This is a genomic window from Pseudomonas sp. GL93 (assembly GCF_003408955.1).
Taxonomy (GTDB): Bacteria; Pseudomonadota; Gammaproteobacteria; order Pseudomonadales; family Pseudomonadaceae; genus Aquipseudomonas; species Aquipseudomonas paracarnis.
Genome location: NZ_NKRF01000036.1, coordinates 19,346 through 33,782, shown reverse-complemented (window position 1 = coordinate 33,782; position 14,437 = coordinate 19,346). Strand labels below are relative to the sequence as shown.

Sequence of the window (14,437 nt, the reverse complement as noted above, 5' to 3'; positions counted from 1 at the left end):
TAGGTGGGTCGGTCAAGACTGCCGGGGTTTGCAATCCTGCTCTTCTCGGAGACTCACGCATGCTCGGGCTGGTAAAGACCGCACTGCACAAGCCGTACACCTTCATCGTGCTGGCTATATTCATCTGCATCATCGGGCCGATGGCAGCCTTGCGCACGCCCACGGATGTTTTTCCCGATATCGGCATTCCCGTGGTCGCCGTGGTCTGGCAGTACAACGGCCTGTCCCCGGACGCCATGGCCGGCCGGGTGATATACACCTATGAACGCTCCCTGAGCACCACCGTCAACGACATCGAACATATCGAGTCGCAATCGTTGCCCGGCATGGGCATCGTCAAGATCTTCTTCCAGCCCGGCGTGGATATCCGTACCGCCAATGCCCAGGTCACGGCGGTGTCACAAACCGTGCTCAAGCAAATGCCACCGGGCATCACCCCACCTCTGATCCTCAACTACAGCGCCTCCACGGTGCCGATCCTGCAAATGGCGTTCTCCAGCCCCAGCCTTTCGGAAGCCAAAATTCGCGACCTGGTGCAGAACAATATCCGCCTGCCCTTGAGCGCCCTGCCCGGCCTGGCCATGCCTACACCGATGGGCGGCAAGCAACGGCAGATCACCCTCGACCTCGACCCTCAGGCACTGGCCGCCAAAGGCTTGTCGGCCCAGGATGTGGGCAATGCCCTGGCGCTGCAGAACCAGATCATCCCGGTGGGCACCGCCAAGCTGGGCTCCAATGAATACACGATCCTGCTCAACAACAGCCCCAAGGCCATCGATGAACTCAACGACCTGCCGATCAAGACCGTCGACGGTGCGCTGATCACCATCGGCCAAGTGGCCCATGTGCGCGACGGCTCACCGCCGCAAACCAACATCGTGCGGGTCGACGGCCATCGCGCCGTGCTGATGCCGGCGCTGAAAAACGGCAGCATCTCCACCCTGTCGATCATCGACGGTATCCGCCAGATGCTGCCGCGCATCAACGAAACCCTGCCACCGTCGCTGAAAACCTCGCTGCTGGGCGATGCCTCGGTGTTCGTCAAGCAGTCGGTGGGCAGCGTGGCCCAGGAAGGCATTATTGCCGCACTGCTCACCAGTGCGATGATCCTGCTGTTTCTCGGCAGTTGGCGCTCGACCTTGATCATCGCCGCGTCGATTCCCCTGGCGGTGCTCTCGGCCATCGCGCTATTGGCTGTCAGTGGGCAAACCCTCAACGTCATGACGTTGGGCGGGCTGGCGTTGGCGGTGGGCATCCTGGTGGATGACGCCACGGTGACCATCGAAAACATCAACTGGCACCTGGAGCAAGGCAAGGCGGTGAAGACCGCAATTCTCGACGGCGCCGCACAAATCGTCGGCCCGGCGTTCGTATCGCTGCTGTGCATCTGCATCGTGTTCGTGCCGATGTTTTTGCTGCAGGGCATCGCCGGTTACCTGTTCCGCCCAATGGCATTGGCGGTGATCTTCGCCATGGCCAGCTCGTTCATTCTCTCGCGCACCCTGGTGCCGACACTGGCGATGTTTTTGCTCAAACCGCATAGGCCGGAGCCAGGCGCGGGGCATCATCCGGAAGATGCATTCATCAACCACCACGAGGGTGAACAACACCTGAAACCACGCAATGCGTTGCTGCAATCGGTGCTGAATTTTCAACAGGGATTCGAGCAGCACTTTTCCAATATCCGCGACACCTACCATGGCCTGCTGACGCTGGCACTGGGCGCACGCAAGCGCTTCATTGTCGGCTTCCTGGCCTGCGTACTCGCGTCGTTCCTGTTGTTGCCCAGCCTGGGCCAGGACTTTTTTCCGGCCACCGATGCGGGTGCCTTGGCCCTGCATGTGCGCTTGCCGCTGGGCACGCGCATCGAGGAAAGCGCCGCGGCGTTCGACCGCATCGAAGCGCGGATCCGCGAGGTCATCCCGGCCGAAGAACTGGACACCATCGTCGACAATATTGGCATTCCGCTCAGCGGCATCGACATGGCCTACAGCAGCAGCGGCACCATCGGCCCGCAGGATGGCGATATTCAAGTCAGCTTGAAAACGCACCACGCGCCCACCGCCGACTATGTGAAAAAACTGCGCGAAGCCCTGCCGCAAAGTTTCCCCGGCAGCCACTTTGCGTTCCTGCCCGCCGACATCAGCAGCCAGATCCTCAACTTCGGCGCTCCCGCCCCGCTGGACGTCAAAATCTCCGGGCGCAGTGACGCAGAAAACCGCGCCTATGCCGTCGAACTTGAACGGCGCTTGCAGCATGTACCGGGGATTGCCGACCTGCGCATCCAGCAGTCCACCGGCTACCCCTCGCTGCAAGTAAACGTGGACCGCATGCGCGCTAATGGCCTGGGCATCACCGAGCGTGACGTCACCAACAGCATGGTTGCCTCCCTCGCCGGCAGCTCGCAAACCGCACCGACCTTCTGGCTCAACCCGGCCAACGGCGTGTCTTACTCCATCGTCGCCGCCACCCCGCAATACCGCCTCGACAGCCTGCCGTCGCTGGAGGCGCTGCCGGTGACCGGTGCCGATGGGCAGGCGCAAATTCTCGGCGGCGTGGCCACCATCTCCCGGGTACAAAGCCCGGCCGTGGTGACCCACTACAACATCGAGCCGACCCTGGACCTGTACGCCAACGTGCAAGGTCGCGACCTCGGCGGTGTGGCCCGCGATGTGCAAAAGGGGCTGGATGACACTGCGTCCATGCGCCCCAAAGGGGCGACCATCAGCCTGCACGGGCAGATCGATGCACTGCATGAGGCGTTCAGTGGCTTGAGCTTCGGGCTGCTCGGCGCGGTGGTGCTGATCTACTTGCTGATCGTGGTCAACTTCCAGTCATGGGCCGACCCCTTTGTGATCATCACGGCGTTGCCGGCAGCATTGGCGGGCATCGTGTGGATGCTGTTCCTCAGTGGCACCTCGTTGTCGGTGCCAGCACTCACCGGTGCCATCTTGTGCATGGGCGTGGCCACCGCCAACTCGATCCTGGTAGTGAGCTTCTGCCGTGAGCGCCTGGCCGAACATGGCGATGCGTTGAAAGCCGCGCTGGAAGCTGGCTACACGCGCTTTCGCCCGGTGTGCATGACTGCCCTGGCAATGATCATCGGCATGTTGCCCCTGGCCATTTCCGAGGAGCAGAACGCCCCGCTCGGTCGAGCGGTCATCGGTGGCTTGATCTTCGCCACCATCGCCACTTTGTTGTTTGTTCCCGTGGTCTTCAGCCTGGTCCACGGCCGTCATCCTACTCGCGTAACTGCTGGAGAAACGCCCCATGTCGCCTGATCAAAAACCCTCGCGCAAGCGTCTGATGCTCCTGGGTGTCGGTGGCCTGACGTTGGCTGCCCTGTTAGTCGCCAGCGGCCTGCACGCGCGTACGCTGCACGAGCAGTCGGTCACCGCCTGGACCGAAGCCGCCGCCGTCCCCCAGGTGATGGTGTTCCAACCCAAGCCAAACGCCGGCGGTGACACCCTGCGCCTGCCCGCTCACCTGGAGGCGTGGAGCAAGGCGGCGATCCATGCGCGGGTCAGCGGCTACTTGAAGGACTGGAAAGTCGACATCGGCGCCCAGGTCAAGGCCGGGCAAATCCTCGCCGAAATCGACAGCCCCGACCTCGACCAACAACTGGCCCAGGCCCATGCGCACCTGATCCAGCAACAAGCCAATGCACACCTGGCAGCCACCACGGCGACCCGCTGGCAAAACCTGCTGGCCAGCCATTCGGTATCGCGCCAGGACGCCGATGAAAAAACTTCCAATGCCGCAGCCGCCAAGGCCAACACCGAAGCCGCGGCAGCAGACTACGCGCGACTGTTCGCCCTGGAAGGCTACAAGACCCTGCGCGCGCCGTTCGCCGGCACCATCACCGCCCGCAACACGGACATCGGCCAGTTGATCAAGGCCGATAACGCCAGCGATCCGGAACTGTTCAACATTGCCGACACCCACCAATTGCGCTTGTACGTGCCAGTGCCGCAGAACTATGCAGCGGTCATTCATGCGGGCCTTGAGGCCGAACTGACCGTCCCCGAGCATCCCGGTGAGCATTTCAAGGCGCGGCTGCTCGGTGACTCCACCGCCATCGACCGCCGCTCCGGCACCCTGCTCGCCCAGTTCGTCGCCGACAACCCCAACGGCGAACTGCTGCCGGGCGATTACGCCGAAGTCACCCTGCCGATTCCGGCTGACACCCATGGCGTGAGCATCCCCGCCAGCGCCTTGATCTTCCGGGCCCAGGGCACCCAGGTTGCGGTACTGGACGGTCGCAACCATGTGCACCTGCAAGACATTCATATTGGCCTGGACCTCGGCGAGCGCCTGGTGATCGACCAGGGCTTGAAGCCTGCTGACCGCATCATCGACAACCCGCCCGACGCCCTGCGCGAAGGCGACCCGGTGCAACTGGCTGACGCCTCGGGAGGTGCGCATGCGCCCAAGGCTTAAACCGCTGGCGCCGTTGATGCTGCTGGCGTTGCAGGGTTGCTCGATGGCGCCCAGCTATACAGTGCCGTCGATTGACCTGCCCGCCCACTACCGCGAACAAACCAGCGATGGCCCCTGGCACAGCGCGCAACCGTCGGATCAACTGGCGCCCCGGTGGTGGCAGCTCTACAACGATTCGCGCCTGAACGCGCTGCAACAGCAACTGCTCAAGGCCAACCCGGACCTGGCCGCGGCGCTGGCGCACTTCGATGCGTCCCAGGCCTATGCCAGTCAACTGCACGCGGGCCTTTTCCCGCAAATCACCGCCAGCGCGCAACCGCTGCGCCAGCGTCAATCGGATTCACGACCGTTACGCGGCACTACACAGCCGTCGGTGTATAACAGCAATACCGCCGGGTTCGCCCTGGGTTACGACCTCGACCTGTGGGGCAGAATCCGCAACCAGGTCGCTGCGGGCGATGCCCAGGCACAAGCGTCCTTTGATGATTTGGCGGTGGTGCGCTTGAGCCTCCAACAGCAGTTGGCGAGTCTGTATGTGCAGCTCAATGGGCTGGATGCGCAGCGCCGAATCCTGAGCACTTCGTTGCAGGATTTGCGCCAGGCGCTGCAACTGACCCGAAGCCGTTATGAAGGCCAGATTGCGTCCGAACTGGACCTGACCCGTGCGCAGAACCAACTGGCCGAAGCCAAGGCGCAGCTGGACGAAGTGCGTGGCCAGCGCAACCTCGCCGAACATGCCATCGGCGAATTGGTGGGCGTGACGGCCAGTGAGTTTTCACTGCCGCCCAGCTCGCAGTTATTGGCGTTGCCAGGCATTCCGGCGCAGTTGCCCAGCCACCTGCTGCAGCGTCGTCCGGACATTGCCGCAGCTGAACGACGGGTGTTTGCGGCCAATGCAACTATAGGCGTGGCCAAGGCAGCGTGGTTTCCGGATTTCAGTTTGACCGGTGTGCTGGGCGGGCAGACCCAAGGCGTTGGCAACCTGCTGTCCGCCGACAACCGGTATTGGGCACTGGGGCCGCTGATGAACCTGCCGATCTTCGACGGCGGACGCTTGAGCGCCAACGAGCGCCAGGCCAAGGCCGAGTTCGAGGAGGCCTCGGCACAGTACCGTAGCCACGTATTGAAAGCCGTGCGTGAGGTGGAAGATAACCTCGCACAACTGCGGGATCTGCAGCAGCAAGCCGAGGACGAGCAAGCGGCGGCAGAGGCGGCGCAACATACCCAGGCCTTGGCGATGAACAGCTATCAGGCCGGGGCGGTGAGTTACCTGAACGTGGTCACCGCCCAAACCGCCGCGTTGCAGGCACAGAGAACGTTGCAGGCGGTGCAGACCCGGCATTTGCAAGCGAGTGTGGGACTTTTGACCGCACTCGGCGGCGGCTGGCAGCCGGGTTAATACCCACTGATCGTTCCCACGCTCTGCGTGGGAACGCCGCTCCGGACGCTCTGCGTCTGCCTCTAAAATCGTGACGCGGAGCGTCACAGGGTGCATTCCCACGCGGAGCGTGGGAACGATCAGGCCGCGAGTTTGCCGCTGGCGATGGCCGCTGAAGCGGCCACCATCGCGCGCAACAACACCGCACACCCTGCCGCCAGGTCATCCGGCGCGGCATTTTCGATTTCGTTATGGCTGATGCCCCCTTCACACGGTACAAAGATCATCCCCGCCGGGCCCAGCTCAGCGACGAAGATTGCGTCATGCCCTGCCCCGCTGACGATGTCCATGTTCGACAAGCCCAAGCCATTGGCGGCATTGCGCACCGCCTCCACGCAGCCTTTGTCAAAGTACAGCGGCGGGAAGTCCGCCGTAGGCTGCATGTCGAAACTCAAGCCATGTTTGGCGCAGGTGTCTTCGATCACCTGACGCACCTGGGCAATCATCGAATCCAACCGCGCCGGTTCCAGATGACGAAAATCCAGGGTCATGCGCACTTCACCGGGAATCACGTTGCGCGATCCCGGATACGCTTGCAGGCAACCCACCGTGCCGCACGCATGGGGCTGATGCGCCAACGCCGCCGCGTTCACGGCAGCCACCACCGCCGCCGCGCCGACCAAGGCATCCTTGCGCAAGTGCATGGGTGTAGGGCCGGCATGGGCTTCAACACCGCGCAGCTTCAGGTCGAACCACTTTTGCCCGAGGGCGCCGAGCACCACGCCGATGGTTTTGTGTTCATCCTCCAGAATCGGCCCTTGTTCGATATGCGCCTCGAAATACGCGCCGACCTTATGCCCGTTGACTGGCCGCGTTCCGGCATAGCCAATCGCGTTCAACGCCTCCCCCACGCTGACGCCATCCGCATCGACCTTGGCCAGGGTATCGGCCAGGGTGAACTTCTCGGCAAACACCCCTGAGCCCATCATGCACGGCGGGAAGCGCGAGCCTTCTTCGTTGGTCCACACCACCACTTCCAGCGGCGCCTCGGTTTCCACCTTGAGGTCGTTGAGGGTGCGCAGCACTTCCACACCGGCCAGCACGCCGAAGCAACCGTCGAACTTGCCGCCGGTTGGCTGGGTGTCGATATGGCTGCCGGTCATCACCGGTGGCAGGTCGGGATTGCGGCCGGGACGACGCGCGAAGATATTGCCGATGCCGTCGATGGTCACGGTGCAACCCGCCGCTTCACACCACTGCACGAAGAGATCGCGAGCCTTGCGGTCGAGGTCGGTAAGGGCCAGGCGACACACACCGCCCTTGGGCGTGGCGCCGAGTTTGGCCAGGTCCATCAGCGATTGCCACAGTCGGTCGCGGTTGATGTGCTGATGGGGCGATTGCAGAACGTCGAGGGCAGCGTTCATGGGGGTCTCCTCAGGCTGATTTTCTTATGAGTCGGCTCGATCCAACGGTGTAAAGAAGTCAAAAATGTGGGAGCGGGCTTGCTCGCGAAAGCGGTGTGTCAGTCACCGAAAATGTCGCTTGGACTACCGCATTCGCGAGCAAGCCCGCTCCCACATTTGGATTGCATTTCAACGCATTACAACGGGGCCTTGGCGGTGATCGGGCTCGCCCCGCGTTTGGCATTCAAGCCGTAATACAACACCCCGCCCAACGCCGAGCCGGTGAACCAGCCGTAGCTGTAGAACCAGCTGAACGCATCGCTGCCCAGCGACAGCAGCGTCAGCACCACCGGTACGCCAAAGGCGATAAAGCCACTCCAGTTCCAGGCCGGGTACACGTCGTCGCGGTACAGGCCGGCCAGGTCCAACTGTTGTCTGCGGGTTATGAAATAGTCCACCACCATGATCCCGGCAATCGGCCCCAGCAGGCTTGAATAGCCCAGCAGCCAATTGGAATACACGGTTTCCAGGCTGACGTCCGAGACGATCAGCCCGAGTTTTTTCAGCAGTTCATGGGCCATCAGCGCCAGCCCTACCAGGCCGGTGAGGATCACCGCCGTGGTGCGGTTGATCAGCTTGGGCGCGATGTTCTGGAAGTCGTTGGTGGGCGAGACGATGTTCGCCGCGGTGTTGGTGGACAAGGTCGCGACGATGATCAGCGCCATGGCGATGGCCACCCACACCGGGCTCTGGATATGGCCGATCAGGCTCACCGGGTCGGAGACGCTCACCCCCACCAGTTTCACCGAGGCGGCGGTCATGACCACGCCGAGGGCGGCGAACAGGAACATGGTCAACGGCAAGCCGAAGATCTGCCCGAGGATCTGATCTTTCTGGCTCTTGGCGTAGCGACTGAAGTCGGGAATGTTCAGTGACAAGGTGGCCCAGAAGCCCACCATCGCCGTAAGCCCCGCCATGAAGTAACCGGTGAGGCTGGCGCCTTCGGGGCGCTTGGGTGGGATCGCCATCAACTCGCTGAGGGACACATTGGGCATCGCCCATACCAGCAGCCCAACCCCCACCGCCACCAGCAGCGGCGCCGACAAGGTTTCCAGGCGCTTGATCGACTCGGCGCCGCGCAGCACCACCCACAGGTTCAAGCACCAGAACAGCATGAATCCGATCACCTCACCGGTACCGCCCAGGGCTTTCCAGCCGTCGAAAATCGAGCCCAGGAACAGGTGGATCGCCAGCCCGCCGAACATCGTCTGGATACCAAACCAGCCGCAGGCCACCAGCGCGCGGATCAGGCACGGTACGTTGGAGCCGAGGATGCCAAAGGACGAACGCAACAGCACCGGAAACGGAATACCGTACTTGGTGCCGGGAAACGCGTTGAGGGTCAGCGGGATCAACACCACGATATTGGCCAGCAGGATCGCCATCAGCGCCTCCCCCACCGACAGCCCGAAATACGCCGTGAGCACCCCGCCCAGGGTGTAGGTGGGCACGCAGATCGACATGCCGACCCACAGCGCCGTGATGTGCCATTTGTTCCAGGTGCGCTCGTGCACTTTGGTAGGTGCCATGTCGTGGTTGTAGCGAGGGCTGTCGAGGACGTCGGGGCCGGCGTCGAGTTCGTACAGGCCGTTGCGCTCGATGACTTGCGATCTGTTCTGTTGCATGGCCGCTCCACGGTTTTTTTAAAATTATTGTTGCTCACCTGCACGCTAGGTTCAGGTGGCCGGAGTACCGCATCAACAACATGCCATCCAGGGTTCCGGCCAACTGCCCGTGCACTCAATAACCGTGCCGACAACCGCCTCTGAACCCGCACCGCTTGTATAACTTGCTGATGTTTATCAGCTTTCCAATTGAGCCTACGGTACTTGCCGCACGCGTCAGGCTAAACAATATGCAAGTTGCCCGAACCTGCAGGTCTCAAACTGGTGCATCACAATTATTTTTATTTCTCGGCGCCGTCAAGCGGCATATCTCAAGCGCCTGATTTGCAATAAGAAATATTGACCAGAACAAGAACCTGTCAAGTGCGTCAAAACAGGGTGGGTGTGCTTCATTTTGGTGAAAATAGGATTTTTCCTATAAATATCAACAATATAAAACACACGAAAGTTTGCGAAAAATCTTCTTGCTCATTCGAAAAACTCGGGCTAGTTTCTATTCCTGTCACCGATGACAGGAATTAACCAATCCTCGGTACGCAGTATTACAACACTTAGAACTGGCACAAGCCGGTCAAGCCTGTGAGGAACTCGACATGTCGCTGTTGATCCGTGGCGCCACCGTTATTACCCATGATGAAAGTTACCGTGCCGATGTGTTATGCGCAGAGGGTCTAATTCGCGCCATTGGCACGAATCTGGATATTCCCGCAGGCACTGAAATACTCGACGGCAGCGGCCAATACTTGATGCCGGGCGGCATCGACCCCCATACCCATATGCAACTGCCCTTCATGGGCACCGTGGCCAGTGAAGACTTTTTCAGTGGTACGGCGGCAGGCTTGGCCGGTGGTACCACGTCGATCATCGACTTTGTGATTCCCAACCCGCAGCAGTCGCTGATGGAAGCTTTCCACCAGTGGCGCGGCTGGGCCGAAAAGTCCGCCGCCGACTACGGGTTCCATGTGGCGATCACCTGGTGGAGCGAGCAGGTACGCGAGGAAATGGCTGAGTTGGTCAGCCATCACGGCATCAATAGCTTCAAGCATTTCATGGCCTACAAGAACGCGATCATGGCTGCCGATGACACCTTGGTCGCCAGTTTCGAACGCTGCCTGGAACTCGGCGCGGTGCCCACTGTGCATGCTGAAAATGGCGAACTGGTGTATCACCTGCAACGCAAGCTGATGGCCCAGGGCATCACCGGGCCAGAAGCCCATCCGCTGTCGCGCCCGTCCCAAGTGGAAGGCGAAGCGGCCAGCCGTGCCATCCGGATTGCCGAGACCATCGGCACGCCGCTGTACCTGGTGCATGTGTCGACGAAGGAAGCCCTGGATGAAATCACCTATGCCCGGGGCAAGGGCCAGGCGGTATACGGTGAAGTGCTCGCCGGCCACCTGTTGCTCGATGACAGTGTGTACCAGCACCCCGACTGGCAGACCGCCGCCGGTTATGTGATGAGCCCGCCATTCCGCCCACGCGGGCACCAAGAGGCGCTGTGGCACGGCCTGCAAGCGGGCAACCTGCACACCACCGCCACCGACCACTGCTGCTTCTGCGCCGAGCAAAAAGCCGCCGGGCGTGACGACTTCAGCAAGATCCCCAACGGTACCGCCGGCATTGAAGACCGTATGGCGCTGCTGTGGCACGAAGGCGTCAATACCGGGCGTTTGTCGATGCAGGAATTTGTCGCACTGACCTCCACCAACACCGCAAAGATCTTCAACCTCTACCCACGCAAAGGCGCGATACGCGTAGGCGCCGATGCCGACCTGGTGCTATGGGACCCCGAGGGCACGCGGACGATTTCCGCCAAGACCCACCATCAGCAGGTGGACTTCAACATCTTCGAAGGCAAGACCGTGCGCGGCGTGCCCAGCCACACCATCAGCCAGGGCAAGCTGGTGTGGGCCGATGGTGACCTGCGCGCCGAGCGAGGGGCCGGACGGTATGTGGAGCGGCCGGCGTATCCGTCGGTATTCGAGCAATTGAGCAAGCGGGCAGCGCTTTCCAAGCCAGTGGCTGTGAACCGCTAAACCACCCTTCGCGAGCAAGCCCGCTCCCACATTTGATCCCATTTCAACAGGACAAATGCGGTGGAATGTGGGAGCTGGCTTGCCTGCGATGAGGCCAGCCCAGGCCACAAATAACCAGTGCCCGGCAGAGGCACAGAACCGTGAGGCCAACACCGTGATCCAGACCCTGACCCACCTCCCCCACCCCCGTGAAGACGGGGCCACCCTCGCCAGCCAGTTCACCGACCTGGCACCGCCCCTCAACGCCCGCCAGGCCCAACTGGAAGCCTCGCGCTGCCTGTACTGCTACGACGCACCCTGCGTGAATGCGTGCCCCAGCGAGATCGATATCCCCTCGTTCATCCGCAATATCCACACCGAGAACGTGCAAGGTGCCGCGCAGAAAATCCTCTCGGCCAACATCCTCGGTGGCAGTTGCGCACGGGTGTGCCCGACAGAAATCCTTTGCCAGCAAGCGTGCGTACGCAATAACGCCGAAGAATGCGCCCCTGTGCTGATCGGCCTGTTGCAACGCTACGCCATCGACAACGCGCACTTCAGCGAACACCCGTTCCAACGCGCCGCGCCCACCGGCAAACGCATCGCCGTGGTCGGCGCCGGGCCAGCGGGTTTGGCCTGCGCTCACCGTGCCGCCTTGCACGGTCATGACGTGGTGATTTTCGAAGCGCGGGAAAAAGCCGGCGGCCTGAATGAATACGGGATCGCCAAATACAAACTGGTGGACGACTTCGCCCAGAAGGAACTGGATTTCCTCATGCAGATTGGCGGCATCGAGGTTCGCCACGGCCAGCGCCTGGGCGACAACCTGACCTTGAGCGAACTGCACCAGCAGTTCGATTCGGTGTTCCTCGGCCTGGGTCTCGCTGCCAGCAAACAGCTGGGTCTGCCTTTTGAGGACGCCCCCGGCCTGCTCGCCGCCACCGACTATATCCGCGAACTGCGCCAGGCCGACGACCTCACCCAACTGCCCCTGGCCGACCGTTGCATTGTGCTCGGCGCCGGGAACACCGCCATCGACATGGCCGTGCAAATGGCCCGCCTCGGTGCCCGCGATGTCAACCTGGTGTACCGCCGTGGCCTGGCCGACATGGGCGCGACCCACCACGAACAGGACATCGCCAAGGCCAATCAAGTACGACTGTTGACCTGGGCCCAACCCGACGAAGTTCTGCTCGACGACCAAGGCCGCGTACGCGGTATGCGCTTTGCCCGCACCCACCTGGAAAACGGTCGCCTGCTGCCTACCGGGGAAACCTTCGAACTGGCCGCCGATGCGATCTTCAAGGCGATCGGGCAAGGCTTCGACAACGACGCCCTGCACGACCCGCTGGCCCAGCAACTGCACCGCGTGGGCGAGCGTATCTTCGTCGATGAGCAACTGCGTACCAGCATCCCTGGGGTGTATGCCGGCGGCGATTGCGTCAGCCTCGGCCAGGACCTCACCGTGCAGGCGGTACAACATGGCAAGCGGGCCGCCGAAGCCATGCATGCCCCACTCATGCTGACTGGGGAGGCTGCGTAATGGCCGATCTCTCGATTGTATTCGCCGGAATCAAAGCGCCCAATCCGTTCTGGCTGGCTTCCGCGCCGCCCACCGACAAAGCCTACAACGTGGTGCGCGCCTTCGAGGCCGGCTGGGGTGGCGTCGTGTGGAAAACCCTGGGGGAAGACCCGGCGGCGGTGAACGTGTCGTCGCGTTACTCCGCGCACTATGGCGCCAACCGCGAAGTGCTGGGCATCAACAATATCGAACTGATCACCGACCGTTCTCTGGAGATCAACCTGCGGGAAATCACCCAGGTGAAAAAGGACTGGCCGGACCGCGCGCTGATCGTCTCGCTGTTGGTGCCTTGTGTCGAAGCGTCCTGGAAAAACATCCTGCCCTTGGTGGAGGCGACCGGCTGCGACGGCATCGAGCTGAACTTCGGCTGCCCTCACGGCATGCCCGAACGGGGCATGGGCGCTGCCGTCGGCCAGGTGCCGGAGTACGTGGAGCAAGTGACGCGCTGGTGCAAAACGTATTGCTCGCTGCCGGTGATCGTCAAACTCACGCCGAACATCACCGACATCCGCGTGGCCGCACGGGCGGCCTATCGCGGTGGCGCGGATGCGGTGTCGCTGATCAACACCATCAACTCCATCACCAGCGTGGACCTGGAACGCATGGTCGCCCTGCCGGTGGTCGGCACCCAGAGCACCCATGGCGGTTACTGCGGCTCAGCGGTCAAGCCGATTGCGTTGAACATGGTCGCCGAAATCGCCCGCGACCCACAGACCAACGGCCTGCCGATCTGCGGCATCGGCGGTATCGGTACCTGGCGGGATGCGGCGGAGTTTGTCGCCCTGGGCTGCGGCGCGGTACAGGTGTGCACGGCGGCGATGCTGCATGGGTTTCGCATCGTTGAAGAGATGAAGGACGGCTTGTCGCGCTGGATGGACAGCCAGGGCCATGCCAACCTGCAGGCGTTTTCCGGGCGGGCGGTGGGCAACACCACGGACTGGAAGTACCTGGACATCAACTACCAGGTCATCGCCAAGATTGATCAAGCGGCGTGCATTGGCTGTGGGCGTTGCCATATTGCCTGCGAGGACACCTCGCACCAGGCCATTGCCAGCTTGAAGCAGGCCGATGGCACGCATCGGTATGAGGTGATCGACGATGAGTGCGTGGGCTGCAACCTGTGCCAGATCACCTGCCCGGTGGCCGACTGCATCGAGATGGTGCCGATCGATACCGGCAAGCCGTTTTTGAACTGGACGCAGGACCCCCGCAATCCTTACCGCGAAGCGGTGTAATCCTTGCCCCTCGTTCCCACGCTCCGCGTGGGAACGATCAGCTCAAGGTTCCAACCCAATCCCGCGCAAAATTACACCGGTCACGGTCTGTATCGCCTTCTCGAACTGCCGATCCGACAACGGCTGGTGATCATTCAAAATCTTCACCTGGTGGTCGAAGTCGGCATAGTGCTGGGTCGAGGCCCAGATCATGTACAGCAGGCTCGAGGGCTCCACCGGCAGGATGCGTTTGTCTTGCACCCATTGGCGAATCTTCGCTTCCTTCATCTTGGCCCAGTCGTACAGGCTTTCATCCAAGGCCTCGCCGAGTGTGGGCGCGCCGTGGATGATTTCATTGGCCCAGACCTTAGAGCCATACGGGCGCGTGCGCGAGCGCTGCATCTTGGCGCGGATGTAGCTGCTGAGCACCACACGGGGGTCGTCAAAGGTTTCAAAGCTCAGGGCGTCCTGCTTCCACAACTCCAGCAGGTCGAACAGCACCGCGCTGTACAGCTCGCTCTTGGTGGTGAAGTAGTAATGCAGGTTGGAGCGCGGCAGTTGCGCTTCTTCGGCGATGTCGGCCATGGCGGTGCTGCCATAGCCTTTGTTGGCGAAGACCTTCTCCGCCGCCAGCAGGATTTTCTCGACGTTGACCCGACGAATTCCGATCTTGTGATTGCCCATAAGGGCTCCCTGACAACAACACGGCCTAAAGACTACCAC

9 protein-coding genes are annotated in these 14,437 nt (G+C 61.9%); 6 read left to right on the top strand and 3 right to left on the bottom strand.

Translation table 11 applies throughout. The features are described from left to right. Positions 1-59 precede the first annotated feature (59 nt). Genes CER19_RS06200 through CER19_RS06190 form a run of 3 tightly spaced genes read left to right on the top strand, consistent with a single transcriptional unit; the run spans position 60 to position 5,839 of the window. The gene (locus CER19_RS06200) at positions 60-3,281 is read left to right on the top strand and encodes an efflux RND transporter permease subunit (protein ID WP_116665772.1); all 3,222 of its coding nucleotides are present in this window, start codon (positions 60-62) and stop codon (positions 3,279-3,281) included. After that, entirely contained in the window at positions 3,271-4,440 is a 1,170-nt protein-coding gene (locus CER19_RS06195; protein WP_116665771.1) for an efflux RND transporter periplasmic adaptor subunit, read from the top strand. Before CER19_RS06200 ends, CER19_RS06195 begins: the two co-directional genes overlap by 11 nt. Further along, entirely contained in the window at positions 4,424-5,839 is a 1,416-nt protein-coding gene (locus tag CER19_RS06190) for an efflux transporter outer membrane subunit (protein WP_116665770.1), read from the top strand. Before CER19_RS06195 ends, CER19_RS06190 begins: the two co-directional genes overlap by 17 nt. Positions 5,840-5,958: 119 nt before the next feature. Here the strand turns inward: CER19_RS06190 and CER19_RS06180 are convergent, their stop codons facing one another. Both CER19_RS06180 and CER19_RS06175 read right to left on the bottom strand, forming a co-directional pair. Then, positions 5,959-7,242, bottom strand: a complete 1,284-nt coding sequence (locus tag CER19_RS06180) for a Zn-dependent hydrolase (RefSeq protein WP_116665769.1) — start codon at positions 7,240-7,242, stop codon at positions 5,959-5,961. A gap of 176 nt (positions 7,243-7,418) precedes the next feature. Then, entirely contained in the window at positions 7,419-8,906 is a 1,488-nt protein-coding gene (locus tag CER19_RS06175) for an NCS1 family nucleobase:cation symporter-1 (protein WP_116665768.1), read from the bottom strand. 593 nt (positions 8,907-9,499) lie between these two features. Between CER19_RS06175 and hydA the strand changes: the two genes are divergently transcribed. The 3 genes from hydA to preA all read left to right on the top strand — a co-directional run bounded on the left by hydA (position 9,500) and on the right by preA (position 13,735). Then, the gene (gene hydA, locus CER19_RS06170) at positions 9,500-10,939 is read left to right on the top strand and encodes a dihydropyrimidinase (protein WP_116665767.1); all 1,440 of its coding nucleotides are present in this window, start codon (positions 9,500-9,502) and stop codon (positions 10,937-10,939) included. Between the two features lie 154 nt (positions 10,940-11,093). Continuing rightward, a complete protein-coding gene (locus CER19_RS06165) occupies positions 11,094-12,461 on the top strand; it encodes an NAD(P)-dependent oxidoreductase (RefSeq protein ID WP_116665793.1) in 1,368 nt (455 codons plus the stop codon). Beyond that, a complete protein-coding gene (preA, locus tag CER19_RS06160; RefSeq protein ID WP_116665766.1) occupies positions 12,461-13,735 on the top strand; it encodes an NAD-dependent dihydropyrimidine dehydrogenase subunit PreA in 1,275 nt (424 codons plus the stop codon). The genes CER19_RS06165 and preA overlap by 1 nt, the downstream gene beginning before the upstream one ends. A gap of 42 nt (positions 13,736-13,777) precedes the next feature. Here the strand turns inward: preA and CER19_RS06155 are convergent, their stop codons facing one another. After that, entirely contained in the window at positions 13,778-14,398 is a 621-nt protein-coding gene (locus CER19_RS06155) for a TetR/AcrR family transcriptional regulator (RefSeq protein WP_014719000.1), read from the bottom strand. Between the last annotated feature and the right edge of the window lie 39 nt (positions 14,399-14,437).